Annotated in this window: 21 protein-coding genes; 4 read left to right on the forward strand and 17 right to left on the reverse strand. The window is 72.5% G+C overall.

What is annotated here, in order from left to right:
* Positions 1-13: 13 nt before the first annotated feature.
* From AC0693_RS28120 to AC0693_RS28130, 3 genes are all read right to left on the reverse strand, one after another.
* Positions 14-1,531 carry a glycosyltransferase family 39 protein gene (locus AC0693_RS28120; RefSeq protein WP_478803205.1) on the reverse strand — a complete coding sequence of 506 codons (1,518 nt, stop codon included), beginning with the start codon at positions 1,529-1,531 and terminating at the stop codon, positions 14-16.
* Positions 1,532-1,800: 269 nt separating this feature from the next.
* On the reverse strand, positions 1,801-2,886 hold the full coding sequence (locus tag AC0693_RS28125; RefSeq protein WP_478803206.1) for an acyltransferase family protein: 1,086 nt from the start codon (positions 2,884-2,886) through the stop codon (positions 1,801-1,803).
* 259 nt (positions 2,887-3,145) lie between these two features.
* Positions 3,146-3,703 carry an acyl-CoA thioesterase gene (locus AC0693_RS28130; RefSeq protein WP_356409924.1) on the reverse strand — a complete coding sequence of 186 codons (558 nt, stop codon included), beginning with the start codon at positions 3,701-3,703 and terminating at the stop codon, positions 3,146-3,148.
* A gap of 105 nt (positions 3,704-3,808) precedes the next feature.
* Here AC0693_RS28130 and AC0693_RS28135 point away from each other — a divergent pair, with 105 nt between their 5' ends.
* Positions 3,809-5,098, forward strand: coding sequence for an LCP family protein (locus AC0693_RS28135; RefSeq protein WP_478803207.1), 1,290 nt, complete (start codon positions 3,809-3,811; stop codon positions 5,096-5,098).
* Positions 5,099-5,190: 92 nt separating this feature from the next.
* Here AC0693_RS28135 and AC0693_RS28140 read toward each other — a convergent pair whose 3' ends face one another.
* The 3 genes from AC0693_RS28140 to AC0693_RS28150 all read right to left on the reverse strand — a co-directional run bounded on the left by AC0693_RS28140 (position 5,191) and on the right by AC0693_RS28150 (position 8,763).
* The gene (locus AC0693_RS28140; protein WP_478803208.1) at positions 5,191-6,012 is read right to left on the reverse strand and encodes a polyprenol monophosphomannose synthase; all 822 of its coding nucleotides are present in this window, start codon (positions 6,010-6,012) and stop codon (positions 5,191-5,193) included.
* Between the two features lie 49 nt (positions 6,013-6,061).
* Positions 6,062-7,144 carry a mannose-1-phosphate guanylyltransferase gene (gene manB, locus AC0693_RS28145; protein WP_356409915.1) on the reverse strand — a complete coding sequence of 361 codons (1,083 nt, stop codon included), beginning with the start codon at positions 7,142-7,144 and terminating at the stop codon, positions 6,062-6,064.
* Between the two features lie 446 nt (positions 7,145-7,590).
* Positions 7,591-8,763 (reverse strand): acyl-CoA dehydrogenase family protein, encoded by a 1,173-nt coding sequence (locus AC0693_RS28150; protein ID WP_356409912.1) that lies wholly within the window; start codon positions 8,761-8,763, stop codon positions 7,591-7,593.
* 216 nt (positions 8,764-8,979) lie between these two features.
* On the opposite strand from AC0693_RS28150, the gene AC0693_RS28155 reads away from it, so the two are divergent.
* Positions 8,980-10,320 (forward strand): UDP-glucose dehydrogenase family protein, encoded by a 1,341-nt coding sequence (locus AC0693_RS28155; protein ID WP_356409909.1) that lies wholly within the window; start codon positions 8,980-8,982, stop codon positions 10,318-10,320.
* Positions 10,321-10,343: 23 nt separating this feature from the next.
* Here AC0693_RS28155 and AC0693_RS28160 read toward each other — a convergent pair whose 3' ends face one another.
* From AC0693_RS28160 to AC0693_RS28175, 4 genes are all read right to left on the reverse strand, one after another.
* A complete protein-coding gene (locus tag AC0693_RS28160) occupies positions 10,344-11,477 on the reverse strand; it encodes a membrane dipeptidase (RefSeq protein ID WP_478739836.1) in 1,134 nt (377 codons plus the stop codon).
* 162 nt (positions 11,478-11,639) lie between these two features.
* The gene (locus AC0693_RS28165) at positions 11,640-12,824 is read right to left on the reverse strand and encodes a dipeptidase (protein WP_469319699.1); all 1,185 of its coding nucleotides are present in this window, start codon (positions 12,822-12,824) and stop codon (positions 11,640-11,642) included.
* 26 nt (positions 12,825-12,850) lie between these two features.
* Positions 12,851-13,411, reverse strand: a complete 561-nt coding sequence (gene purE / locus AC0693_RS28170) for a 5-(carboxyamino)imidazole ribonucleotide mutase (RefSeq protein WP_356409904.1) — start codon at positions 13,409-13,411, stop codon at positions 12,851-12,853.
* Complete coding sequence (locus tag AC0693_RS28175) at positions 13,408-14,577, reverse strand: 5-(carboxyamino)imidazole ribonucleotide synthase (protein WP_478803209.1); 1,170 nt, start codon at positions 14,575-14,577, stop codon at positions 13,408-13,410. Before AC0693_RS28175 ends, purE begins: the two co-directional genes overlap by 4 nt.
* Positions 14,578-14,734: 157 nt before the next feature.
* On the opposite strand from AC0693_RS28175, the gene AC0693_RS28180 reads away from it, so the two are divergent.
* Positions 14,735-15,328: a GtrA family protein gene (locus AC0693_RS28180; RefSeq protein ID WP_478803210.1), complete on the forward strand. Its 594-nt coding sequence runs from the start codon at positions 14,735-14,737 to the stop codon at positions 15,326-15,328.
* Here the strand turns inward: AC0693_RS28180 and AC0693_RS28185 are convergent.
* Positions 15,325-16,590, reverse strand: a complete 1,266-nt coding sequence (locus AC0693_RS28185) for an ATP-binding protein (protein WP_356409899.1) — start codon at positions 16,588-16,590, stop codon at positions 15,325-15,327. The two genes, AC0693_RS28180 and AC0693_RS28185, sit on opposite strands and share 4 nt — an antisense overlap.
* A gap of 76 nt (positions 16,591-16,666) precedes the next feature.
* Positions 16,667-17,344, reverse strand: a complete 678-nt coding sequence (locus AC0693_RS28190) for a response regulator transcription factor (protein WP_226734440.1) — start codon at positions 17,342-17,344, stop codon at positions 16,667-16,669.
* A 490-nt stretch (positions 17,345-17,834) separates the two neighbouring features.
* Between AC0693_RS28190 and AC0693_RS28195 the strand changes: the two genes are divergently transcribed.
* Positions 17,835-19,352 carry a peptide MFS transporter gene (locus AC0693_RS28195; protein WP_356409896.1) on the forward strand — a complete coding sequence of 506 codons (1,518 nt, stop codon included), beginning with the start codon at positions 17,835-17,837 and terminating at the stop codon, positions 19,350-19,352.
* 85 nt (positions 19,353-19,437) lie between these two features.
* Here AC0693_RS28195 and AC0693_RS28200 read toward each other — a convergent pair whose 3' ends face one another.
* The 5 genes from AC0693_RS28200 to hutI all read right to left on the reverse strand — a co-directional run bounded on the left by AC0693_RS28200 (position 19,438) and on the right by hutI (position 25,181).
* Positions 19,438-20,769, reverse strand: a complete 1,332-nt coding sequence (locus AC0693_RS28200) for a hypothetical protein (RefSeq protein ID WP_478803333.1) — start codon at positions 20,767-20,769, stop codon at positions 19,438-19,440.
* 14 nt (positions 20,770-20,783) lie between these two features.
* Positions 20,784-21,995: a hypothetical protein gene (locus AC0693_RS28205; protein ID WP_478803211.1), complete on the reverse strand. Its 1,212-nt coding sequence runs from the start codon at positions 21,993-21,995 to the stop codon at positions 20,784-20,786.
* Positions 21,992-23,044: a hypothetical protein gene (locus AC0693_RS28210; RefSeq protein ID WP_478803212.1), complete on the reverse strand. Its 1,053-nt coding sequence runs from the start codon at positions 23,042-23,044 to the stop codon at positions 21,992-21,994. The genes AC0693_RS28205 and AC0693_RS28210 overlap by 4 nt, the downstream gene beginning before the upstream one ends.
* A 140-nt stretch (positions 23,045-23,184) precedes the next feature.
* On the reverse strand, positions 23,185-23,877 hold the full coding sequence (locus AC0693_RS28215) for an LPXTG cell wall anchor domain-containing protein (RefSeq protein WP_469333658.1): 693 nt from the start codon (positions 23,875-23,877) through the stop codon (positions 23,185-23,187).
* Between the two features lie 125 nt (positions 23,878-24,002).
* Positions 24,003-25,181: an imidazolonepropionase gene (gene hutI, locus AC0693_RS28220; protein ID WP_478803213.1), complete on the reverse strand. Its 1,179-nt coding sequence runs from the start codon at positions 25,179-25,181 to the stop codon at positions 24,003-24,005.
* Positions 25,182-25,304 lie beyond the last annotated feature (123 nt).

Raw genomic sequence — 25,304 nt, forward strand, 5'->3', positions numbered from 1 at the left:
GCCGGGCCCCCGGTCAGCGGTTCCGCTCGACCAGGCTGACCTGGAGGTTGCCCGCCTTCGTGGTCCTGACCACCTTGTAGTGGTCCTTGAGCGCCTTCTCCTGCGGCTCGGGAAGCTTGTGGTACGGGTTGGCCGTACCGCTCCAGGTGACGACCCACACCCGCCGGGTCCCGTCCAGGCAGACGACCGGGCGGTCGCACTCGACGGGGAAGAGGTCGTCGCTCGCGACCGCGGAGCGCTGGGCGAAGACGTCCTTGAGCCGGACCCGCGGGGGCAGGTAGTACTCGACCGTGAAGTCGATCATGTAGACGCGGTCGGAGCCCCGGACCGGGACGAAGCCGTCGCCGGGCCGGTAGTCCTTGCCGATGATCTCGGCCACGGCCCGGCCGTCGGTGCGGTCCTTCACGTACTTCGTCCGCAGCTGCCGCTGGTCCGCGGCGCCGAGCAGGATCAGCAGGGCGAGACCGGCCGCACCGACCACCCGCGGGCGCAGCGCCGCCAGGCCGGCCGCGGCGAGCACCACCCAGGCGGGCAGCGTGAAGAGCAGGTAGCGGTCCAGGAAGTACGACGTGCTGCCCTGCGAGATCACGAAGGCGACGGCGATCGGGACGGCGGCCACCAGACCGATCTCGACGGCGGGGCGCCGGCCGCGGCTCCAGGCCAGCGGCAGCAGCGCGGCCGCGACCATGCCGAGGGCGACCAGCGGGGAGGCGAAGAGGTTGGTCCACAGGTCCGCGATGCCGCGCAGGTGCGGGACCTTCAGCCAGCTGATCTGGCGGCCGACCTGGCGCTGGCCCAGCAGCGCCAGCGGGATCACCGGCAGCAGGCCGACCACGACCGCGGCCGCGAAGGTGACGGGCAGCCGCCAGGCGCGGGCGCGCCACCAGCGCAGCACCACGATCATCGTGTGGGGCAGCAGGAAGAGCAGGGAGACCACGTGGAAGAGGCCCGCCGCGGCCACCGCGAGGGAGTACGGCAGCCAGCGCGCCACCGTGGGCCGGTCGAGCGCCCGCAGCAGCAGCCAGGTGGCCGCGGCGACCGCGAGGACGACGAAGGCGTAGGAACGGGCCTCCTGGCCGTACTTGGAGACGGCCGGCAGCAGGGCGAAGAGCAGCCCGGCGAAGACGGCGGTGCGTCGGTCGAAGAGATGGCGGGCCGTCAGGACGACGAAGGCCGCCGCCCCGGCCATGGCCAGGGCCGACGGCATCCGCAGCATGGCCTCGGAGTCGCCGAAGACCGAGACCCAGCCGTGCAGGATCAGGTAGTACGCACCGGAGACGGCGTCGACGTGGCCGAGCATCCCGAGGAGGTCGTCGGTGTCGCGGAGGGCAGCGTTCCAGCTGGCGAACTCGTCGCGCCAGGGCTGGGCGTTGCCGCTGCCTATGGTGGCGACCGCGAAGGTCAGCAGCGCCGCCCACACCCAGTCGAAGCGGGAGGCGCGCGGCGCGCGGGCCGCCCCTGCCCGTCCGGCGGCCGACGGCTCCCGTCCGGAGCCGGTGTCGGGCACGACGGCCGTACTGCTGGTGGTCATCTGCTCAGGCCTTCCGGATCGGTCAACGATCCAGAGTAAGTGAGGGGTGGAGCCGGAGCCCAACCCGGGGCGGCGCCGCCGCCCCGGGGAGCCCTAGGGCGTGTTTTAAAAGTCCCGCCTGGCCTGCGACGCCTGGCACCGCACCTCGCCGCGTTGTCGGGGCGCCCGAGTACTCCAGTACACGGGCGCCCCTCCGCCTTGCGATGCACGGCACCAGACGCCGCAGGCCCGCGCCCTCCGGGCGCCCGGCGCTACTTTTAAAACACGCCCTAGGCGCGGGCCCGGACCGGCGGGTCGCTCTTCGGGAGCGCGCCCTGGAGGCCCCGGGCCCCGTCCAGCAGCCGCTTGAGCCACGCGGACAGCGGGCGTTCGGCGTACCGGTGGACGAGCCAGGCCAGCGAGAGGATCACGGCCAGGCACATCGCGAGCAGCGGGTACGGGGCGATGCCGTGGTCGCGGCCCCAGCGGATCATGGCCCAGCCCAGCTCCTGGTGGAGCAGGTACACGGGGTACGTCAGCGCGCCCGCCACCGTCAGCCACTTCCAGCGGATCCAGTTGAGGGCGCCCATCGAGACGGCGAGCATGACCAGGAAGCTCGCGCCCGAGATGACGGCCATGACCGGCCAGGACAGGGTGTGGTGGACCTCGTACTCGTAGGAGCCGACGGTGATGTGCAGCCGGTTCTGCGCGAACAGCCAGGAGAAGGCGACCACTCCGAGCAGCATCGGGTTCACGCCGAAGCGGTAGATCAGGTACATGGCCACGCCCGCGATGAAGTACGGGGCGTCCTGCGGCATGAAGACGGTGTCCATCAGCTTGCTGCCCGTACCGGGCGTGATGACGGCCAGGATCGTCCAGATGCCGCAGAAGGCGAGCACCCGGCGGTACGTCAGGCCCATCACCGCGACGACGGCGAACAGCAGGTAGAAGCGCAGCTCGATCCAGAGGGTCCAGTAGACGCCGTCCGCCTCGGTGACGCCGAGCGGGCGTTCCAGCATCGTGAGGTTGGTCAGCACGTCGCTGAGGCTCATCGGGCGGCGGGCGGCGCGGACCGTGGACGCGAAGTTCACCACGAGGGTGGTGATGACGATGCCCACCCAGTAGGCGGGGTAGAGGCGCACCACGCGGGAGGTGAAGTAGTCCCGCGGCGAGCGCCCCCAGCAGGACATGCAGATGACGAAACCGCTGATGAGGAAGAACAGCTGGACGCCCATCCAGCCGTAGGCCCCGAACCGGTGGGCCGTCGGCATCACCGTCTGGGCCCGCTGGCCCCAGACCTCGGGGTGGATGTTGACTCCGGTCCAGTGGAAGGCGACCACCGAGAGCGCCGCGATCAGGCGCAGTCCGTCGAGCACGTAGAGACGGGGACGCCGGGGTCCCCTCGGGCCTCGGTCCGGCGGGGCGGGAACGGCCTCCCGCAGGGGCGGGGGCGGTGTGACGGTCGACATGTGAAGACAACTCCGCGGCGAGGCCGACTGTAGGCAGGAGGGCAGGAGAGCCGGGTTCCGGTCCGCCGGACGAGCCGCGGACGTCCGCGACACTTTACGGGGATCCGCCACGGACCCACAGGCGGTGCACGGCCCAAGTGACCGGGAACACCCCGTTCCGCCCGCCTCAGGCGTCCAGGCCCTGGGCCGTCCTCTCCTCGCGCAGCGCCATGATCGCCCGGCGGCGGGCGAGGCGGTGGGTGCGGCGGATCTCGGCCTCCTGGTAGCGGCGCCGGTCCTGGTCGGTCTCCGGGATCACCGGCGGCACGGTGCGCGGCTTGCCCTCGGCGTCGACGGCGGTGAAGACGAGGTAGGCGCTGCCGACCTGGGTGGCGGGGGTCGACTCGTTCCACCGCTCGGCCAGGACCCGTACGCCGATCTCCATGGAGGAGCGGCCGGTCCAGTTGCACTGCGCCTTCACGTGCACGAGGTCGCCGACGCGGACCGGCGCGAGGAAGGCCATCTCGTCCATGGAGGCGGTGACCGCGGGGCCGCCGGAGTGCCGTCCGGCGACGGCGCCCGCCGCGTCGTCCACCAGCTTCATGATCACGCCGCCGTGCACCGTGCCGAGGAGATTGGTGTCGTTGGCCGTCATGATGTGGCTGAGGGTGGTCCGCGAGGCCGAGATCGGCTTGCCGGGCGTCTGCGCGCCCCGCTCGTCCCGCACGGCCGGTGTGTCTGTCATACCGCCACCTTAAAGCCGTCGCGGATGCATCAGCTGTGCAACAGCACCGGTACGATCCCCCGCCCGCCCTGTCCCGCGCCCCCGGCTGCCAGGCATCCTTGTCCCATGAATGACTGGCCTGATGGGCGGCGGAACGAGAACCGCGACGACCGGTACGGACGCGGCGGCGCCCAGGCGCGTCCCGAGGACGCCCAGCGCCTGCCGCACGTCCAGCGCCGGCAGCCCCCCGTACCCCAGCAGGGCCGCCCCGCGCAGGCGCCGCCCGGGTACGGCGTACCGCCCCAGCAGCAGCCGTCGTACGACGGCGGCTACGACAGCGGGTACAACACCGGGCAGGTCTACGGATCCCCCGCGCCCCACGGCCCCGGCGGCCCCGGAGGGCCGGGCGGGCGGCCGGGCCGCGCCCCGGGACCGGCCCCGGACTGGCGCAAGCGGATCAAGATCGGCTCCATCGTGCTGGTCTCGGCGCTCGTCGTGACCACCGTCGGCACCTACTTCTGGGCCGACTCCAAGGTGCGCCGGGAGGTCGACCTCTCCAAGGTCATCGAGCGCCCCAAGGAGGGCGACTGCACGACGTACCTCATCGTCGGTTCCGACAGCCGCGAAGGCCTGTCCGCCGAGGACAAGAAGAAGCTGCACACCGGCTCGGCCGAGGGCAAGCGGACCGACTCGATGATGATCCTGGCGGCCTGCTCCAGCGGCAACACCATGGTCTCGCTGCCGCGCGACTCGGACGTGGAGATCCCCTCCTTCGTCGGCTCGCAGTCCGGCAAGAAGTTCGCGGGCAAGGGCAAGCGGGAGAAGCTGAACGCCGCGTACGCCGACGACGGGCCCGAACTGCTGGTGCGCACGGTGGAGTTCAACACCGGTCTGCGCATCGACCACTACGCGGAGATCGGCTTCGCGGGCTTCGCGAACATCGTGGACGCGCTCGGCGGCGTCGACATGAACATCGAGAAGGGCTTCAAGGACGAGAAGTCCGGCGCCGACTTCAAGGCGGGCGAGCAGACCCTCAACGGCCAGCAGGCCCTGGCCTTCGTCCGCACCCGCTACGCCTTCGCCGAGTCGGACCTGGCGCGCACCAAGAACCAACAGAAGTTCCTGTCGACCCTGGCCCACCAGGCGGCCACGCCGGGCACCGTCCTGAACCCCTTCCGGCTGTACCCGACGCTGGGCGCGGGCCTGGACACCCTGATCGTGGACAAGGACATGGGCCTGTTCGACCTGGGCGAGATGTTCTTCGCGATGAAGGGCATCAGCGGCGGCGACGGCGTCTCGATGAACATGCCGATCTCCGGTGAGCGGGGCGGCAACCTCATCTGGGACAAGACCAAGGTGCAGCAGCTGGTCAAGCAGATCCAGAACGACCAGAAGGTCACGGTGACGGCCAACTAGAGTCCCGTGCCCGACCGGACACGGCGAAGGGCCCGCGGACGGTGTCCGCGGGCCCTTCGCTGCGTACGCAGTGCGTCCGGAGTGCGACCGGGTCAGCGCTTGCCGGCGCGGGCGCGCAGCTTCCACGGCATGGCGATGGACTCCAGCTGGACCGCGAGGTTCATCTTGGACTCGCCGACGGTGCGGTCCTCGAAGTGGATCGGCACCTCCATGACCTGGAAGTCGCGGCGCAGCGCCTTGAACTTCATCTCCACCTGGAAGCTGTAGCCCGCGCTGCCGACCGACGCGAGGTCGATGGCGCGCAGCGCCTCGGCGCTCCACATGTTGAAGCCGCCCGTGATGTCGCGGACGCGGGTGCCCAGGATGGTGCTCGCGTAGGCGTTGGCCCAGCGGGAGAGCAGCTTGCGGTGGGCGCCCCAGGCGTCGGACAGGGTGCCGCCGGGGACGTAGCGGCTGCCGACGACGAGCCCGGCACCGGTGGACATGGCCACACCCAGCATCTCGGCGATCTTGCCGGAGGGATGCGAGCCGTCGGCGTCCATCTGGAGGACGTAGTGGGCGCCGTCCTCGACGGCCTTGGTCATGCCCGCGGCGTAGGCGCGGCCGAGGCCGTCCTTCGTGGTGCGGTGCAGGACCGACATGCGCGGGGAGCCGTCCTCGGCGAGGTGCCCCTCGGCGAGGTCTTCGGCGATCTTGCCGGTGCCGTCGGGCGAGGAGTCGTCGACGACCAGCAGGCGCAGACCCGGCAGGTCCAGGCCCATCAGCAGCTCGACCATGCCCGGCAGGTTGCCCGCCTCGTTGTACGTGGGCATGACCACGGTCAGCGGGGTGTGCGCCCACGCGTCGGGCAGCGTGGTGGAAGCGGTCGCGGCCGCGGCCGCGCTCTCGCGGGGAGTCTTCTGCTCGCCTATCACAGGGTTATGCCTCACTGAAGTCGGTCGGTACGCGTGCACCCGGCCGCAATCACCGGTCCGAGGAGAAGCGCACGGCGGCGTCAGGCAGCTCTGCCTCACACCACACCCGCACCCCGGCACGAAGTTCGTTGTCAGCCCCCACCAGCGCACCGTCGCCGATCACGGCGCCGTCCAGCACCGTGCGCGCGCCCACGGCGGCGCCGGCACCGATCAGACTGGCGGTCACGTGCGCGTCCGGCCCGATGGTGGCGCCGTCCAGCACGATGGAGCCCAGTACGACGGCGCCCGATTCGATCCGGGCACCGGCACCCACCACGGTACCTCCCGCAACCTTGGCGTCCTCCGCCACCCGGGCGCCGGGGAGGACCAGCGCCTCGCCGCGCGGGCCGGGAACGGCCGGGGAGTGGACGACGCCGCGGACGAGATCGGCGGATGCCTGGACGAAGGACTCGGGCTTGCCGAGGTCCAGCCAGTAGGTGTCCTCGGTCTTGCCGTACAGCTTGGCGCCGGAGGCGAGGAGGCCGGGGAAGGTCTCGCGCTCGACGGAGACCGGCCGACCGGCCGGAATGGAGTCGATGACGGAACGGCGGAAGACGTAGCAGCCGGCGTTGATCTGGTCGGTGACGATCTCCTCCGGGGTCTGCGGCTTCTCGGTGAAGGCCAGCACCCGCCCCTCGGAGTCGGTGGGGACCAGGCCGAAGGCGCGCGGGTCCTCGACCCGCACCAGGTGCAGGGAGACGTCCGCGTCGGCGGCCCGGTGGGAATCGACCAGGCCGCGGATGTCCAGGCCGGTCAGGATGTCGCCGTTGAAGACCAGGACGGGCTCGTCGGCGCCGCCGGTCAGCAGCCGAGCGGCGTTGCGGATCGCGCCACCGGTGCCGAGGGGCTCGTCCTCGACGACGTATTCGAGGTGGACACCGAAAGCGGAACCGTCACCGAAGTAGGGCTCGAACACTTCGGCCAGGTAGCAGGTGGCCATCACGATGTGCGTGACACCGGCGTCGGCGGCCCTGGCTATCTGGTGGGCGAGGAACGGCACACCGGCGGCCGGAACCATCGGCTTGGGGGTGTTCACCGTGACGGGGCGCAGTCGCGTCCCCTGCCCACCGACCAGCAGGATCGCTTCCGTCATTTTTTCTCCCCAACAGGTACGGGCACACGAAGGTTCAAATTTAGCCCACCCGGGGACGTGCGGAGGCCGGAGGCGGCGCCCGGGGAACCCCTGCGGCCACGGCACTGTTTATGGGAGGTTACGTACCAGGACGATCCACCGGACCGGTTGGTTCCCTTCCCGGGAATTCCCGCGCCCACGCGACGCACCGCCCGGCCCGCGGACGGGCCCAACTCACCCCGGCGCAGGCCTTGGTGACGGCCGCTCACCCGCCGCGCCGGTCCCGGGCCACCCGGGCCCGCGTACGGCCCGCGCCGGAACCGGATCGTTAGCGAGCCGGTACCCGCGGGGCGGCCGCGGCACCGGGCCCCGCGCAGCCGGCCGCGCCGCGGTACGCCGCACGGCGGCCCCCGGCGCGCTCGCGCGGGGGCCGCCGTGGTGGCGCGGACTGCGTGGCTGCCGCGCCGCTACGGCAGGTTGCGGGCCATGACGATCCGCTGGACCTGGTTCGTGCCTTCATAAATTTGCGTGATCTTCGCGTCGCGCATCATGCGCTCCACCGGGTAGTCGCGCGTGTAGCCGTAGCCGCCGAGGAGCTGGACGGCGTCCGTGGTGATCTCCATGGCGACGTCGGAGGCGAAGCACTTGGCCGCGGCGCCGAAGAAGGTGAGGTCCTCGTGGGGGCCCCCGCCGGAGACGCGCTCGGAGCGGGCGGCGGCCGCGTACGTCAGCTGGCGGGCGGCCTCCAGCTTCATGGCCATGTCCGCGAGCATGAACTGCACGCCCTGGAAGTCGCCGATCGGCTTGCCGAACTGCTTGCGCTCCTGGACGTAGCCCTTGGCGTAGTCCAGGGCGCCCTGCGCGATGCCGAGCGCCTGCGCCGCGATGGTGATGCGGGTGTGGTCCAGGGTCTTCATGGCGGTGGCGAAGCCGGTGCCCTCGGCGCCGATCATGCGGTCGGCCGGGATGCGCACGTTGTCGAGGTAGACCTCGCGGGTCGGCGAGCCCTTGATGCCGAGCTTCTTCTCCGGGGCGCCGAAGGAGACGCCTTCGTCCGACTTCTCGACGACGAAGGCGCTGATGCCCTTGGAGCGCTTCTCCGGGTCGGTGACGGCCATCACCGTGTAGTACTCGGAGACGCCCGCGTTGGTGATCCAGCGCTTCACGCCGTTGAGCACCCAGAAGTCGCCGTCGCGCACCGCGCGCGTCTTCATGCCGGCCGCGTCCGAGCCCGCGTCGGGCTCCGAGAGCGCGTACGAGAACATCGCGTCGCCCTTGGCCAGCGGGCCCAGGTACTTCGCCTTCAGCTCCTCGGAGCCGGAGAGGATCACCGGGAGCGAGCCGAGCTTGTTGACGGCCGGGATGAGGGAGGAGGAGGCGCAGACGCGGGCCACTTCCTCGATCACGATGACGGTCGCCAGCGCGTCGGCGCCCGCGCCGCCGTAGGACTCGGGGACGTGGACGGCGTGCAGGTCGCTGGCGACGAGCGCGTCGAGGGCCTCCTGCGGGAAGCGGGACTCCTCGTCGACCGCGGCCGCGAACGGCAGGATCTTGGCCTCGGCGAGCGAGCGGACCGACTCGCGGAGCATGTCGTGCTCCTCGGCCGGGCGGTACAGGTCGAAGTCGGCAGAACCCGCCAAGACTCTCACTCCCCAAGGTGATGCGTGATGCTAACTACCGTTAAGTAACCCTGAGCTTAGTGTCCCGGCCCGGTCACGGATACGTGGGCCGCACGTGAGTTGCGTGACAGCCGGTACGGGGAGGCCGCCGCACGCCGGGGACACGGAGGAGCGTCCCCCCGTCCCCGCCCGACTATGCTCGGTTGCCGCAATCGGCCCCGCACCCCTGGAGCACGCATGGCCCCCAAGATCACTGTGATCGGTACCGGCTATCTCGGCGCCACCCACGCCGCTGCCATGGCCGAACTGGGCTTCGAGGTGCTCGGGCTGGACATCGTCCCGGAGAAGATCGAGATGCTGGCCGCGGGCCGCGTCCCGATGTACGAACCGGGGCTGGAGGAGCTGCTCGGCGCGCACGTCGCCGGGCTGCCGGGGTCGAGCGGGCGGCTGCGCTTCACCACCTCCTGGGAAGAGGTCGGCGCCTTCGGCGACGTCCACTTCGTCTGCGTGAACACTCCGCAGAAGCACGGCGAGTACGCCTGCGACATGTCGTACGTCGACTCCGCGATCGAGTCGCTGGCCCCGCACCTGACCCGGCCCGCCCTGGTCGTCGGCAAGTCCACCGTGCCGGTGGGCTCGGCGGTCCGGCTGGCGGCCCGGCTGGCGGAGCTGGCCCCGGCGGGCCGGGACGTGGAACTGGCCTGGAACCCGGAGTTCCTGCGGGAGGGCTTCGCGGTCCAGGACACCCTGCACCCGGACCGGATCGTGGTCGGCGTGCAGGGCGAGTCCGCGGAGAAGCTGCTGCGCGAGGTCTACGCGATCCCGCTCGGCGAGGGGTCGCCGCTCGTCGTCACCGACTTCCCGACGGCCGAGCTGGTCAAGACCGCCGCGAACTCCTTCCTCGCCACGAAGATCTCCTTCATCAACGCGATGGCGGAGGTGTGCGAGGCCGCGGGCGGCGACGTGATGAAGCTGGCGGAGGCGATCGGGCACGACGACCGGATCGGCCGCAAGTTCCTGCGTGCCGGGATCGGCTTCGGCGGCGGCTGCCTGCCGAAGGACATCCGGGCCTTCATGGCCCGGGCCGGCGAGCTGGGCGCCGACCAGGCGCTGACCTTCCTGCGGGAGGTCGACTCGATCAACATGCGCCGCCGCGGCCACATGGTCGAGCTGGCCCGGGACGCGGTCGGCGGGTCCTTCCTCGGCAAGCGCGTCGCCGTCCTCGGGGCCACCTTCAAGCCGGACTCGGACGACGTCCGGGACTCGCCCGCGCTGAACGTGGCCGGTCAGATCCACCTCCAGGGCGGCCAGGTCACCGTCTACGACCCCAAGGGCATGGACAACGCCCGCCGCGTCTTCCCCACCCTGGCGTACGCCGACTCCGCCGTCGCGGCGGTGACGGGCGCGGACGTCGTCCTGCACCTGACCGAATGGAGCGAGTTCCGCGACCTGGACCCGGCGGCCCTGACCCCCCTGGTCTCGGTCCCGCTGATCCTGGACGGCCGCAACGCCCTCGACTCCGCCCGCTGGCGCGCGGCGGGCTGGACCTACCGGGCCATGGGGCGCCCGCGGGCGTAGTCGGGGGTCGCAGGCCGGTGGGGCTACGGGCCCCCGCGCCGGTGGTGGGCCGCGCGGGCGGTGAACTCCGCGTCGCGCAGCACGCGTTGGGCGTTGCCCCAGGTCAGCAGGGCCAGGTCCGGTTCCGTCCAGCCGCGGTCCAGGAGTTCCGCGATCAGGCGGGGGTAGCCGGAGGGGTCGGTCAGGCCCGCCGGGCGCGGGAGCGGAGGTTCGGCGCCGAAGGCCGCGCCGAGGCCGACGGCCTGCGGGCCCGCCACCGCCCGTACGTGGTCGAGGTGGTCCGCCACCGCGTGCAGCGAGTCCCCGGTGCGGGCGGAGGCGAAGGTCACCATGCACAGGCCGCCCGCGGCCCGCAGGGCGAGCAGGACCTCGTCGGAGACGTTCCCGGGATGCGGGGTGACGGCGGCGGCCGCGGTGTGGGAGATCAGCACCGGGGCCTTCGAGGCGCCCGCGATCTGTACCGCGACCGCGTCCTCGCAGCCGGTCAGGTCGATCAGGACCGCGAGCCGGTTCAGCTCCCGCACCACCTCGTGGCCGAAGACCGTCAGCCCCTGGTCGGCCCAGGCGGCGCCCGCCGGGGCCAGGCTGCGCACGCCCAGCGCGTGCAGGGCCCGCAGGGTGGCGAGCGAGTCGGTCAGCGCGCGGCCGGGCGCCGGGCCGAGGAACGAGGCGATCCGCCCGCGGTTGCGCGCGTCGGCCATGTCGTCCGCGCACAGCGCGAGGCTCAGGCTGTCGGGGTGGCGCCGCAGCAGGTGCTGCGCGAGGTCGATCTGTTCGAGGGTCTCCACGAGCACCCGGTCCCGCCCCGGGGTGAACAGCGACCAGAACTGGGCCCCGACCGCGCCGGCCCGCAGCCGGGGGATGTCGGTGTCCACGCCGCCCTCGGGGGTGCCGAGGTCGTCGTGGTAGGGGCTCTGGCGCAGCGTCCACAGCAGGGTGTTGCACCCGTCGGCGACGGGGTGGGCGGCCAGCAGCGCGGCGGCCCGGTCGAGGGCTCCGGGCGTTCCCGTGCCGGGCGCGGCCGCGGGGTCGGCTCCGGCGGCGTCGGGCGCGGCGGGGGCGGAGCCCACGTGCGCGGGGTCGTCCTGCAGGTCGGCCATGGCGTTCGCTCCGGTCTCGGCGGCAGCGGGGAGGGAGAAGTGCTGCCACCGTGACATGGGGGACGCGCGGGTACGCGGCGGATGTGGCGTTCGGGTGGCGCGGGACCGGGGATCCCGGGCCACGTGTGGGACCGGGACCCCGCGCCGCCGCCCGGGGCTACAGCACCGCGCGGGATCCCGCGCCACCCTCACGGCGGCGGCCCGCGCCGCCGCCCGGGGCTACAGCACCGCGTTCGACGGTCCGCGCCGCGCCGACAGCCCGGCCGCCACCGACTCCGCGTCGCGCAGCGCCCGTACCGCGTTCGACCAGGTCAGCTTCGCGAGGTCGGCCCGCGACCAGCCGCGGGTCAGCAGCTCGGCGATCAGGTTCGGGTAGCCGGACACGTCGTCCAGGCCGGCCGGGGTGAAGGCCGTGCCGTCGTAGTCGCCGCCGATGCCGAGGTGGTCCACGCCCGCGACCTCGCGCATGTGGTCCAGGTGGTCGGCGACCGTGGCCGCCGAGGCGACCGGGCGCGGGTTCGCCGCTTCGAAGGCGCGGTGCAGGGCCATCGCCTCGGGTCCGGTGTCCAGGTGGTGCAGCCCGTGCGCGCGCAGGTTCTCGTCGGCGGCCGCGGTCCAGGCGACGGCGGCCGGGAGGATGAACTTGGGCACGAAGGTGACCATGGCCACGCCCCCGTTGGCGGGGAGCTGCGCGAGCACGTCGTCCGGGATGTTGCGCGGGTGGTCGCAGACCGCCAGCGCGGAGGAGTGCGAGAAGATCACCGGCGCTTCGGAGACGGCGAGCGCGTCGCGCATGGTGGTGGCGGCCACGTGCGAGAGGTCGACCAGCATGCCGATGCGGTTCATCTCGCGCACGACCTCGCGGCCGAAGTCGCTCAGCCCGCCGTGGCGGGGCTCGTCGGTCGCCGAGTCGGCCCAGTCGATGGTGTCGTTGTGGGTGAGCGTCATGTACCGCACGCCGAGCCGGTGCAGGGAGCGCAGGGTGGCGAGCGAGTTGTTGATGGAGTGGCCGCCCTCGGCGCCCATCAGGGAGGCGATCCGGCCGTTCGCCCGCGCCGCCTCCATGTCGTCGGCCGTGAGCGCCCGCACCAGGTCGTGCGGGTAGCGCTCGATCAGCTGGCCGACCGCGTCGATCTGCTCCAGGGTGGCGCTGACCGCCTCGTCGCCCGCGTAGTCGGAGCGCACGAAGACGGACCAGAACTGGGCACCGACCCCGCCGGCGCGCAGCCGGGGGATGTCGGTGTGCAGGTGCGCGGACTGGTCGGCGGCGATGTCCCGCCGGTCCAGGTCGTAGCGGACCTGGTGGCGCAGCGCCCAGGGGAGGTCGTTGTGGCCGTCGACGACCGGGTGCTCGGCGAGCAGGTCCAGCGCCTGGGGCAGGCACTGGGCCGCTTCCGGGCTCAGCGCGGCGGCCGGGCGCTGCGCCGCGCTCACTTGCCGAACCCGAAGGAGTCGGCGCCCGCGACCTTGGTGCGCAGCCGCTTGCCCTTCTCGGTGGCCTGGTCGTTCAGTTCCTGCTGGAACTCCCGCATGCGGGCCATCAGCTCCGGGTCCTGGGTGGCCAGGATGCGGACGGCCAGCAGTCCGGCGTTGCGCGCGCCGCCGACGGAGACGGTGGCGACGGGAACCCCGGCGGGCATCTGGACGATCGAGAGCAGCGAGTCCATGCCGTCGAGGTACTTGAGCGGGACGGGTACGCCGATCACGGGCAGCGGGGTCACCGAGGCGAGCATCCCGGGCAGGTGCGCGGCACCGCCCGCGCCCGCGATGACCGCCTTCAGCCCGCGCCCGGCGGCCTGCTCGCCGTACGCGATCATCTCGCGCGGCATCCGGTGCGCCGAGACGACGTCGACCTCGTAGGGGATCTCGAACTCGTCGAGCGCCTTCGCGGCGGCCTCCATGACGGGCCAGTCGGAGTCGGATCCCATGACGATGCCGACGACGGGGCCCGCCGGGGCCGGGGTCGCGGCGGGGGTGCCGGAGAAGCTCATTCGGTGATCGTCCCTCGGAGGTAGCCGGCTGCGTGACGTGCGCGCTCCAGCACATCGTCCAGGTCGTCGCCGTAGGTGTTGACGTGGCCGACCTTGCGGCCGGGCTTCACGTCCTTGCCGTACATGTGGATCTTCAGCTGGGGGTCGTGCGCCATGCAGTGCAGGTACGCCGCGTACATGTCGGGGTAGTCGCCGCCCAGGACGTTCGCCATGACCGTCCAGCGGGCGCGCGGGCGCGGGTCGCCGAGCGGGAGGTCCAGGACCGCCCGTACGTGGTTGGCGAACTGGGAGGTCATCGCGCCGTCCTGGGTCCAGTGCCCGGAGTTGTGCGGGCGCATGGCCAGTTCGTTGACCAGGATCCGGCCGTCGGTGGTCTCGAACAGCTCCACGGCCAGGTGGCCGGTCACGTCGAGTTCGCTCGCGATCCGCAGGGCGAGGGCCTGGGCCTCGCCCGCGAGGGCCTCGGAGAGGTTCGGGGCGGGGGCGATCACCGTGTCGCAGACCCCGTCCACCTGGATGGACTCGACGACGGGGTAGGCCACGGCCTGCCCGTGCGGGGAGCGGACGATGTTCGCCGCCAGCTCGCGCACGTAGTCCACCTTCTCCTCGGCGAGGACCGGGACGCCCGCCTTGAAGGGCGCCTCGGCGTCCTCGGGCGTGCGGACGAACCACACGCCCTTGCCGTCGTACCCGCCGCGGACGGTCTTGAGGATGACGGGGAAGCCGCCGACCTCGGCCGCGAAGGCCACCGCGTCCGCCGGATCGCTGACGATCCGGTGGCGGGGGCTGGGCGCGCCGATCTCGTCGAGCTTGGCGCGCATCACCCCCTTGTCCTGGGCGTGGACGAGCGCGGCGGGGCCCGGGCGGACGGGGATGCCGTCCACTTCCAGGGCCCGCAGGTGCTCGGTGGGGACGTGCTCGTGATCGAAGGTGATCACGTCGCAGCCGCGCGCGAAGGCGCGCAGGGTCTCCAGGTCGCGGTAGTCGCCGATGACGACATCGCTCACGACCTGGGCCGCCGAGTCCTGGGGGCCGTCGCTGAGGATCTTGAATCTGATGCCGAGGGGGATGCCCGCCTCGTGGGTCATGCGGGCGAGCTGCCCGCCGCCGACCATGCCAACTACCGGGAACGTCACTCCTCCAGGGTATCGGCCGGATTCCGCCATACGGACGGCGCCCGGGCCGGTTCGCGTCGCCCGGCGAGGTCTACGCGCGTCCCGCCCGCTGCGCCGGGCGGGTGTCGGAAGGCACACGCGTTCCAGGGGACCGAGACTTAACATGGATGGGTTGGCACCCTCGACCGGCAAGGACTGAAACCCTCATATGAGTACGCCCACGCACGTCACGCTGTCCGAACGCTTCCGGGGCATCGGCCGGGAGGTCCTGAAGTTCGGCGCGGTCGGCGGTCTGGGCGTGCTGGTCAACTTCGGCGTCTTCAACCTGCTCCGGCACACGACCGACCTGGCCGTGGTGCGCGCGAGCGTCATAGCCATCGTCGTGGCCATCATCAGCAACTACATCGGGTTCCGGTACTTCACCTACCGCGACCGCGACCGGGGCAGCCGGCGCCGCGAGATGACCCTGTTCGTGGCGTTCAGCCTGATCGGGATGGTCATCGAGAGCGGCGTGCTCTACGTGGCGACCTACGGCTTCGGCTGGGACAGCGACCTCCAGAGCAACATATTCAAGTTCCTCGGCATGGCCATCGCGACCGTCTTCCGCTTCTGGTCCTACCGGACCTGGGTGTTCCGCGCCCTGCCCGAGACCACGGACGCGAGCGCCACGGACGCGAGTGCCACGGCCGTCCTCGCCGCGCAGCGCGAGGGCGCGGACGCGCCGGTCGTGGACGCGCCGGTCGTGGAGGCGGCCGCGGCCGTCGTCCCGGCTCCGGTCACCCCCGCGCCCGCCGCCCGCTAGCGCACCGGCTGTTCCTGTTCCACCCTTTCCGGGGCCGTCCGGCTCAGGAACAGGGCGAAGACCGGCGGCTGCGCCTGGAGCAGTTCGAGCCGTCCGCCGTCCGCCTCGGCGAGGTCCCGGGCCACCGCGAGGCCGATCCCCGTGGAGTTCCGCCCGCTGATCGCCCGCTCGAAGATCCGGTTGCCCAGATCCGGGGGGACGCCCGGGCCGTCGTCCGTCACCTCGATGACCGACTGGTTCCCGGTCACCCGGGTGCGCAGGGCGACCGTGCCGCCCCCGTGCATGAGGGCGTTCTCGACCAGCGTCGCCAGCACCTGGGACACCGCGCCCGGCGTGCCGACGGCCCGCATCCCCTGCTTCCCCGAACGCACGATGGCCCGCCCGGCGCTGCGGTAGGCCGGCCGCCACTCCTCCACCTGCTGCTTGACGATCTCGTCCAGGTCGAAGGGGACCGCCGAGCCCGTGCGCGGGTCGCGGGAGTTCGTCAGCAGCCGCTCCACCACGTCCGTGAGCCGCTCGACCTGCGTGAGGGCGATGCTGGCCTCTTCCCGTACGGTCTCCAGGTCGTCCGTGACGGTGATCTCCTCCAGCCGCATCGACAGCGCGGTCAGCGGGGTCCGCAGCTGGTGGGACGCGTCGGCGGCCAGTCGCCGCTCGGCGGTCAGCATCCGCCCGATCCGCTCCGCGCTGGCGTCCAGGACGTCCGCGACCCGGTCCAGCTCGGGCACCCCGTACCGCTTGTGGCGCGGCCGCGGGTCGCCCGAGCCCAGGCGTTCGGCGGTCTCGGCGAGGTCGGTGAGCGGGGAGGCCAGGCGGTTGGCCTGGCGCACGGCGAGCAGGACGGCCGCCACGACGGCCAGCAGGGCGACGGCGCCGACGACCACGAGGGTGCGCCCGACCTCCTTGGTGACCGTCGAGCGGGACTCCTCGACGACCACGCTCTCGCCCGTCTCGCCCTTGGCGGCGCCGCGCAGGACGCTGCCGTCGAGGGGGGCGCCGATCTCGATCGGGGGCTGGCCGGGGACCTGGATGCGGGCGTGCCGCCCGGCCTCCAGCTGCTCGCCGAGCGACCGGGCGTCGATCGCCTTCTTCTCCAGCACGTTCGACTCGACGATGCCGACGAGGCGCAGCGCCTCGGATTCGACGCTGTCCTGGGCACTGCTGGTGATGGTCCGGGTCTCCACGATGACCAGGGAGATCCCGAAGACGGCGATGACGACGAGCACCACGGCGAGCGTGGAGTTGATCAGGCGGCGGCGCATGCCTTAGAGGATGCCCTAACGGGTGCCGCCGCGGCCGCCGGTTGCGGCGGCCGCGGGCTGCGGCCGGTCCGTGCGGTCAGCTCTTCTCGAAGCGGAAGCCGACGCCCCGGACGGTCGCGATGTAGCGCGGGTTCGCGGCGTCGTCTCCCAGCTTCTTGCGCAGCCAGGAGATGTGCATGTCCAGGGTCTTCGTGGAGGACCACCAGGTGGTGTCCCACACCTCGCGCATGAGCTGGTCGCGGGTGACGACCCGGCCCGCGTCGCGGACCAGGACCCGCAGCAGGTCGAACTCCTTCGCCGTGAGCTGGAGCTCCTCCTCCCCCATCCAGGCGCGGTGCGACTCGACGTCGATCCGCACGCCGTGGGTGGCGGGGGGCTGCGCGGGTTCGGTGGCACCGCGCCGGAGCAGGGCCCGGACCCGGGCCAGCAGCTCGGCGAGCCGGAAGGGCTTGGTGACGTAGTCGTCGGCCCCGGCGTCCAGCCCGACCACGGTGTCGACCTCGTCGGCCCGTGCGGTCAGCACCAGGATCGGGAAGCCGTGGCCCTCGGCGCGCAGCCGGCGGGCGACTTCCAGGCCGTCCATCCCGGGCAGGCCCAGGTCCAGGACGACAAGATCGACGCCGCCCTGCAGTCCCGCGTCCAGCGCGGTCGGTCCGTCCTCGCGGACCTCGACCTCGTACCCCTCCCGGCGCAGGGCGCGGGCCAGGGGTTCCGAGATGGATGCGTCGTCCTCGGCGAGCAGTACACGCGTCATGTGGGTGATGGTAGTCCGCGCCGGGAGGCCGCAGGGCTGCACCGGGGCACCCCTGGGGATCTACCCTTGTGGGTGCGCGCGGCCTTTGAATGTGATCAAACGGTTCCCTGGAAACCTGTGATCCATCTCTCAAGTCCATTCATATCCCGCTGTGTCGTGTCGTATGGTGTCGAGACGCCTGATGCACTACCCCGGGGACCTTTGCGCCGAAAAGCGAGCCGAAGGTCTCCACTTCTGTCCTGACCGGCGAGGCGCTCCCATGGAGACCGCCCTCATCGGGCTTGATGACAGTGAATGACCTGTGGGCCGGGCCCTGCGTGCGAAGGTGCGCGACAGGGTGTGGATCCCGGTGACCGATGTTCCTTTGCCGCCTCACCGGCGGTGAGACCCCCGGGCGTGGGGTGGGACACGCGTCGCCGGTGCCGGCCACCCCCCACCGGGCGCTGTTCCGCTCACGAAGCGAAGCGTCCCGATCAAGCAAGGATCGACCATGGCTTCCAGCCTGACGAAGGGCTCGGCGGACCCGTCCACCGAGAAGACCTTCTTCGGCCACCCCCGTGGCCTGGCCACTCTGTTCATGACCGAGATGTGGGAGCGCTTCTCCTACTACGGCATGCGCGCCCTCCTGGTGTACTACCTGGTTTCGGGCGGCGCCGACGCCGCCACGGGCAGCCAGGGCGGCGGTCTGGCCATGACCGCGGCCACGACCACGGCCATCTACTCGGTGTACGTCTCCATGGTCTACCTCATGGCGATGCCGGGCGGATGGTTCGGAGACCGTGTCTGGGGCGCCCGCAAGACGGTCGCCATCGCCGGTTTCGTGATCATGGCGGGTCACCTGTCCCTGGCCGTTCCCGGCCAGGCGATGTTCTTCGTCGGTCTGGTCCTGGTCGCGGCCGGTTCCGGCCTGCTGAAGGCCAACATCTCCACGATGGTCGGCCACCTGTACAACGGTCCCGAGGACCCGCGCCGTGACGGTGGCTTCACCCTCTTCTACATCGGCATCAACCTCGGCGCCTTCGTCGCCCCGCTGGTCGTGGGCACGGTCGGCAAGGAGCACAACTGGCACCTGGGCTTCGCCCTCGCCGCCGTCGGCATGGGCCTGGGCCTCACCCAGTTCCTGCTCGGCACCAAGCACCTGAGCCCGAAGAGCAGCCTGGTCCCGAACCCGCTGTCCCCGGAGGAGCGCAAGGCCGTCCTCACGAAGGTCGCCTTCGCGGTCCTGGGCATCGCCGTCTTCTACGGCGCCGTCGTCGCCCTCGGCGCGTACACGCTGAACTGGGCGCTGGTCCCGCTGACGCTGGCCGGCCTGTTCATCCCGATCGCCGTCCTGACGCGCATCAAGCGCGACAAGGAGCTGTCGGGTGCCGAGCAGTCGAAGATGACCGCCTACATCTGGTTCTTCATCGCCGCCGCGGTCTTCTGGATGATCTACGACCAGGGTGGCTCCACGCTCTCCCTGTTCGCCGACGACAAGACCGCCGACAGCGTCTTCGGCTTCGGCTTCTCGGCCACCTGGTACCAGTCGCTGAACCCGCTGTTCGTGATGGCGCTGGCGCCGGTCTTCGCCTGGCTGTGGGTCTGGCTGGCGAAGAAGAACCAGGAGCCGAACACCATCGTGAAGTTCGCGATGGGCCTGGTCCTGATCGGTGCCTCCTTCTTCGTCTTCATCGTCCCGATGAACATGGCGGGCGACGGCACGAAGGTCTCCCCGATGTGGCTGGTCTCGATCTACATGATCCAGACCATCGGTGAGCTGTGCGTGTCCCCGGTCGGCCTCTCCGTCACCACGAAGATGGCCCCGCAGAAGTACGCCTCCCAGATGATGGGTGTCTGGTTCCTCGCGGTCACCGCCGGTGACTGCATCACCAGCCTCCTGTCCATCGGCGGGGTCGACCTGAACGGCACCGGGGTGATCGCCTTCGAGGCGCTCGCCGCCGCCCTGGCCGGCTTCGCGGTCTACACGTACCGCAAGAGGGTCCAGAAGATGATGGGCACCGTGCACTGACGCACGCCCCCCACGGCGCACGCAGCGGCCCGGCACACCACCACGGTGTGCCGGGCCGTTCGGCGTTCCCAGGCGGGTGCCGGGGTTACCTCGTGCCGCGCAGCCGGCGCCACGGGGTGAAGGTGAAGACCGCGCCGCCGAGCAGGACCACGGTTCCGGCGACCAGCGCCAGGGCCTTGATCCCGCCCTCGTCGGAGGAGCCGGTCTCGGCCAGGCCGCCGGCGGCCGCCGCGCTGCCGCCGGAGGTGCCGGACGTGCCCGAGGCGCCGGAGCCGCCCGGCTGGGCCGCCGTGTCCAGCTCCAGGGAGACGCCGGTGCTGGAGGCCTTGCAGGGCACGGTGATGGGCGTGGCGCCCGGGGCCATCGTGACGTCGATGGTCAGCTGGTCGGGGCTGAGCGTCACCTTGCCGGACTTGCCGGGGGTGTAGGTGCCGCTCATGTCGCTCAGGCTGACGGGGGCCTTGTCCGGGATCGGCTCGGCGTTGGCCGGGCCGGAGACCTTGACCGTGCCGCTGTCGGCGCCGCCGAGCTTGATGTTCATCGAGGGCTTGAGGGCCCCCGCGGGCAGGGCCATCGGGCTGGCCATGGCGCCCTTGGCGGTCTTGACGGTCAGGGCGTAGGCGCCGCCGTTCTTCTTGGCGCTGATCGTGACCGGGGTCTTGATGCCGCCGGGGACGACCGCTCCGCAGTCGTAGGCGACCTCCACGGCCTTGCCCGGGAAGTCGGTCTGGCCCCCGCCGCCGCCGGTGGTGGCCCCGCCGGTGGTCGTGGCGCCGCCGGTCGTGGTCGCCCCGCCGGTGGTGGTGGCCCCGCCGGTGGTCGTCGCTCCACCTGTCGTCGTGGCGCCGCCCGTGGTGGCCCCGCCCGTGGTCGTGCCACCCGTGGTGGCGCCGCCCGCGACCTTGATGGTCGCCCCGGGCTTCACCGTCTCCTTGGGCGAGCACTTGGTCTCGGTGGTCATGATCTGGTTGACGTTGATCGTGTACTTGTCGGGCGTGAGCGTGATGTCGCCCGCCTTCTCGATCTTGAGCTTGCCCTTCATGTCCGGCAGCACCATCTGGGCGCCCTTGGGGATCGGCGGGTTCTGCCGCGGGCCCTGGACCGCCACGGTGCCGCTCTGGGCCCCGCCGACGGTGACGTTGCCGCTGGGCTGGACGACGTCCTTGTTGAGGTCCAGCAGGTCCGGGTTCTTCGAGGCCGCCTTGACCGTCTTCCAGGTGATGTCGACGGTGTCACCGACCTTCGCGGTCGCCGGCGCCGTGATCTCCACCGTCGTCTCGCCCTGGATCGGGGGGAGATTGGCGATGGCGGGCGGGATGCACTCGGTCTTGAACGTGATCTCGGCGGCCTGGGCGGGGGTCGCCGCCAGCAGGATCCCCGCCCCGCCGAGCATCAGCGCGACCCCGGCCGCGCTCATCCTCCGTTGGGTCTTCACGTCGTTCCCTTCGTTGTCGGATGGTCTTCTGACGGTGCGGATGTCGGTGCGGATGTCGGTGCGGACTTCCGTGCGGGTGGTGCGCCCGGAGCGTCGGCGGCGTCCGGGGTGAACCACGGCAGTACGGCCGTGGCGGTCGGTGGGGCCGCGGGCGCCGGGCGGCGCGCCGCGGCGGCCGGGCGGCGTACGGCGCCGGGGATGCGCGGCAGCCGCGCGGTGACGGCGTTCGCCGGGTCGCGGGGCTCCGCGGCGGGCACGCGGTGGCGGCCGGAGCCGGGGGCGCGCGGGCGGACCCGGTCGACGACGGCCATGCCGATCCGGAACACCGCGGCCGGGATCACCAGGCACAGCAGGCCCCAGAAGACGAGGACGCCGTACGGCCGGTCCACCCCCCAGGGCTGGGTGGCCAGGACCTTCTCGCCGTACTTCAGCGAGAGCGTGTAGTCGCCGTACGCGCCCGCGTCCAGCGAGACGTCGATCGCGACCCGGGCCTTCTGGCCGGGCGGGATCGTGCCCTTCCACTGGTGTTCCTCCCAGGTCGGCGCGAACACCCCGTGGGCGGTGCCGATCTGGAAGACGGGGTCGGTGACCGGGGCGGAGCCGAGGTTGCCGACGGTGACCACGAACCTGCGCCCCGGCGGGGCGCCGAACCAGGTCAGGATCCCGTCGTCGCCCTCCAGCCGGACGCCGGTGAGGATCGCGAGGCGGGCCGTGCCGGACTCCGGGGGCAGGTCCGCCACCGGATGGTCGGTGATCTTGACGGGGACGGCGACGGTGGACTGGTCCCCGTTGACGGAGGCCACGTCGACCACGCAGGGGCAGGGCTTGGGCGGTCCCACCACCGGCAGCCGGGCGGTGAAGTGCCCGGCCTCGTCGACGCCGGCGGCGGTGCCGTCCGCGTTGGCGCAGCTGTTGGTCCCGCCGATCATGTTCTGCCCGCAGAACAGGAGCATCACCATGGTCTTCGGCCGCCAGCCGGCGCCGGTGACGGTCACCTCGGTGCCCTTGGCGACCTCCTGGAGGGAGAGCGTCGCGGTGGCCTTGCCGTCGGCCGCCGGTGCGGACCAGGCCGGTACGGCCGCCAGCACCAGCAGGGCGCCGGTCACGGCGGCCACCAGCGCCGCCGCCCAGCGGCCCGGCCCGCGCCGGTGCGCGCGGGGGCGGCCGCGGCTGGCTGCCGGGAGCGGGGTCTCGTACCGCGTGCTCACCTGGGCGCTCCCGTCAACTCGTCTTCTGACACTGGGGGTTCGGCATCGGATCCGGGTCCGGCCCGCGGGCCGGGGACGGCGCCGGACCGGGACGGCCCGGCCGCCGGGCGCCGGTCGTCCTGCGGTGGCGGCGCACCGGACGGCGGTCCGTCGGGGGGCCCCGCGCGGGCGGCCCGCCGGGTGCGTACGAGGAGGTGCGCGGCCAGGGCCGTGACGGCGAGGCCGAGCAGCCCCGCGCCGGTCCGCAGCACCAGGCCCCACGGCACGAACCACGCGGAGGCGGTGGCCGTGGCCCGCGCGCCGCCGGGGGCGGTGACCGTGAGGGTGAGGTCGACGTCGTCGAGGACCGGTGCCCCGGGCCAGGGCTCGCTCAGCTCGACCTGCTGGCCGGGCAGCAGTTCCACCGGCAGGGTGCGCGCGGTGCGGCCCGCCACCTCGCCGAACAGGCCTTCGGCGCGCACCGACAGTTCGGGCGCGAGCGAGACGTTCCCGCGGTTGACCAGGGTGTAGTGGATGACGGCGGCCGCGCCGCTGCCGCTGACCGCGGCGTGCTCGACGGTGAGGGCGGCCAGTGCCGGACCGCTGACGCGCAGGTGGGCCCGTACGGCGGCCTCGTGACCGGATGCGGCCGCGACGACGGCGACGGGGTGGTCGCCGGGCAGCGCGGAGGGCGGCACGGTGACGGTGAAGGGGACCACGGCGCGGGTGCGCGGCGGGATCGTGACGGTACGGCTCGCGCCGAAGCTGATCCAGGAGCCGGCGGCCGTGGACTCCGCGGCCGGGCGCACCGCGAGGGCGCCGGTCCCGGTGTTGTAGGCGTCGGCCCCGCGCAGGGTGACGGTGTGTTCCCGGTCGGTGGGGTTGGCCAGGGCCAGCCGGTCCTCCAGCACGGCGCCGGGGGGTCCCTCCAGGTAGAAGTACGGGCGCTCGGTGCCGGGGCGGGCGGCCGGTCCCGCGGCGGGCGCGGCGCTCCAGCCGGGGTCCGCCGCCCGCGCCGGGGCGGCGCAGGGCAGGACGGCGAGGAGCAGCGCCCCGAGCACCCCGGCCACGGCGAGCGCACGCGACGGCCCGGCCCCCGCGCCGGACCGCCTCGGCCCGCCCCCGGACCGCTGCCGCACGCCCCCGGACCGCTTCGGACCGCCCCCGGACCGCCCGGACGGTGGCGGCGGCACGGCCGGGTCCGCTGCGTTCAGGACCGGGCCCGCTGGCCGCGCCGGGTCAGCCACAGCACGCCGGCGGCGCCGGAGAGCAGCACGGTGCCGCCCAGGGTGCCGAGGGCGAGGGCGGAGTCGGCGGGTCCGGTCTGCGGCAGGGTGCCTCCCGAGCCTCCCGAGCCGCCCGAGCCCGGCGCGGGGGCCTTGGGGGCGCCCGCGGCGGCCGTCACGTCCATCTCCAGGGACGGCTTCGGGCTGTTGCCGGGCTTGCAGGTGGTCGTGGTGCCCATGGCCTTGATGGTGAGCACGCCCGCGGTGAAGGTGACCTTGCCGCTCTTCTTCGGGGTGTAGGTGCCCGAGAGGTCGGAGATCTTGATGGGCGTGTTGGCGGGCGCCGCCGCGGCGTTGGGCGGTCCCGCGACCGGCACGCTCGCCGTCTCCGCTCCGGAGACGAGGACGACGGCGCTGGGTGACATCGCGCCGGGGCCGAGTTCGATGGGGCTGGAGGAGACGCCCTTCTGGAAGGACATCGTGAGCTTGTAGCCGTCGCCCTCCTTGACGGCCTTGATGTCGATGGGCGAGACCGCCGACTTGGGGCCGATCGGGGTCTCGCAGTCGTACGTCACGTCGACCACGGCGGCCTGCGCGGCCGGGGCGGCCAGCAGGACCGCCGATCCCGCCAGCGCGGTGGCGAGCGCGAGCGCGGTGGAGCGTTTCCGGTTGGACACCTTCGTCTTCCCCTCGGACCTCGGAACCACGGTTCACTGACGGCAAGTTACTGACGGCACATCAGATTTGGTGGCTCAAAGTACGCCGAGGGGCCTACGGAGGGAAGAGACGCGGCGCCCCGGTATCAGGAGGCCCGGACACCCCGCTGCCACACGGCGGAAACGAGGGGGACGCCCGGCCGGTAGGCCAGGTGGACGTGGCTCGGGGCCTCCAGCAGCGCCAGGTCCGCGCGCGCGCCGGGCGCGAGCACGCCGATGTCGGTGCGCCGCAGGGCGCGGGCGCCGCCGGCGGTGGCGGACCAGAGGGCCTCGTCGGGGGTCATGCCCATGTCCCGGACGGCGAGGGCGATGCAGAAGGGCATGGAACTCGTGTACGACGAGCCGGGGTTGCAGTCGGTCGACAGCGCGACGGTCGCCCCCGCGGCCAGCAGCCGCCGGGCGTCCGGCCACGCGGCGCGGGTGGAGAACTCGGCGCCCGGCAGCAGCGTGGCCACCGTGGTCCCGGCGGCCTGGCCGAGCGCGTCGACGTCGGCGTCGGTGAGGTGCGTGCAGTGGTCGGCGGAGGCCGCCTCCAGCTCCACGGCGAGCTGGACGCCGGGGCCGTGGGAGAGCTGGTTGGCGTGGATGCGCGGGATCAGCCCTGCGGCCGCGCCCGCGGTGAGGATCGCGCGGGCCTGGTCGCCGTCGAAGGCACCCTTCTCGCAGAAGACGTCCACCCAACGGGCGTACGGGGCGCAGGCCGCCAGCATTTCGCCGGTGACGAGGTCGACGTAGGCGCCCGGGTCCCCGGCGAAGTCGGGAGAGACGATGTGCGCGCCGAGGTAGGTGACCTCCTCGGTGTGGGCGGCGGCGATGCGCAGGGCGCGGGCCTCGTCCTCGACGGTCAGGCCGTAGCCGGACTTGGTCTCGAAGGTGGTGGTGCCCTGGCGGCGGGCCTCGTCCAGGTGGCGCACCAGGTTGGCCTCCAGCTCCGCGTCGGTGGCGGCGCGGGTGGCGGCGACCGTGGTGCGGATGCCTCCGGCGGAGTAGGCGCGGCCCGACATCCGGGCGTTGAACTCCTGGGTGCGGTCGCCGGCGAAGACGAGGTGCGAGTGGGAGTCGACGAAGCCGGGGATGACGGCGCGGCCCTTGGCGTCGAACGCCGCGTCCGTGGCCGGGGCCTGTGCGCTGGGGCCGACCCAGGCGACCGTGTCGCCGTCGATGACGACGGCCGCGTCCCGGATCAGGCCGAGGGGGGAGCCGTCGCCCCGGGCGGGGTCGTTGGTGACGAGGCTGCCGATGTTGCTGATGACGGTGGTGGTCACTGGGGTGTCCTCTCGGTAACCGGGGCTCCGCCCCGGGCCCCGCGCCTCAAACGCCGGCGGGGCTGGAACGGCTGCGCCCGTCTGGTCCGGACGCTTCGCGCCCGGAGCGCTCAATCGCCGCGC

This window comes from Streptomyces sp. NPDC043876 (genome assembly GCF_056435825.1).

Coding starts and splice junctions, on each gene's coding strand:
- AC0693_RS28120 (WP_478803205.1), bottom strand. CDS start 1,531: ATGACCACCAGCAGTACGGCCGTCGTGCCCGACACCGGCTCCGGACGG.
- AC0693_RS28130 (WP_356409924.1), bottom strand. CDS start 3,703: ATGACAGACACACCGGCCGTGCGGGACGAGCGGGGCGCGCAGACGCCC.
- AC0693_RS28135 (WP_478803207.1), top strand. CDS start 3,809: ATGAATGACTGGCCTGATGGGCGGCGGAACGAGAACCGCGACGACCGG.
- manB (WP_356409915.1), bottom strand. CDS start 7,144: ATGACGGAAGCGATCCTGCTGGTCGGTGGGCAGGGGACGCGACTGCGC.
- AC0693_RS28155 (WP_356409909.1), top strand. CDS start 8,980: ATGGCCCCCAAGATCACTGTGATCGGTACCGGCTATCTCGGCGCCACC.
- AC0693_RS28160 (WP_478739836.1), bottom strand. CDS start 11,477: ATGTCACGGTGGCAGCACTTCTCCCTCCCCGCTGCCGCCGAGACCGGA.
- purE (WP_356409904.1), bottom strand. CDS start 13,411: ATGAGCTTCTCCGGCACCCCCGCCGCGACCCCGGCCCCGGCGGGCCCC.
- AC0693_RS28175 (WP_478803209.1), bottom strand. CDS start 14,577: ATGGCGGAATCCGGCCGATACCCTGGAGGAGTGACGTTCCCGGTAGTT.
- AC0693_RS28180 (WP_478803210.1), top strand. CDS start 14,735: ATGAGTACGCCCACGCACGTCACGCTGTCCGAACGCTTCCGGGGCATC.
- AC0693_RS28185 (WP_356409899.1), bottom strand. CDS start 16,590: ATGCGCCGCCGCCTGATCAACTCCACGCTCGCCGTGGTGCTCGTCGTC.
- AC0693_RS28190 (WP_226734440.1), bottom strand. CDS start 17,344: ATGACGCGTGTACTGCTCGCCGAGGACGACGCATCCATCTCGGAACCC.
- AC0693_RS28195 (WP_356409896.1), top strand. CDS start 17,835: ATGGCTTCCAGCCTGACGAAGGGCTCGGCGGACCCGTCCACCGAGAAG.
- AC0693_RS28200 (WP_478803333.1), bottom strand. CDS start 20,769: ATGAGCGCGGCCGGGGTCGCGCTGATGCTCGGCGGGGCGGGGATCCTG.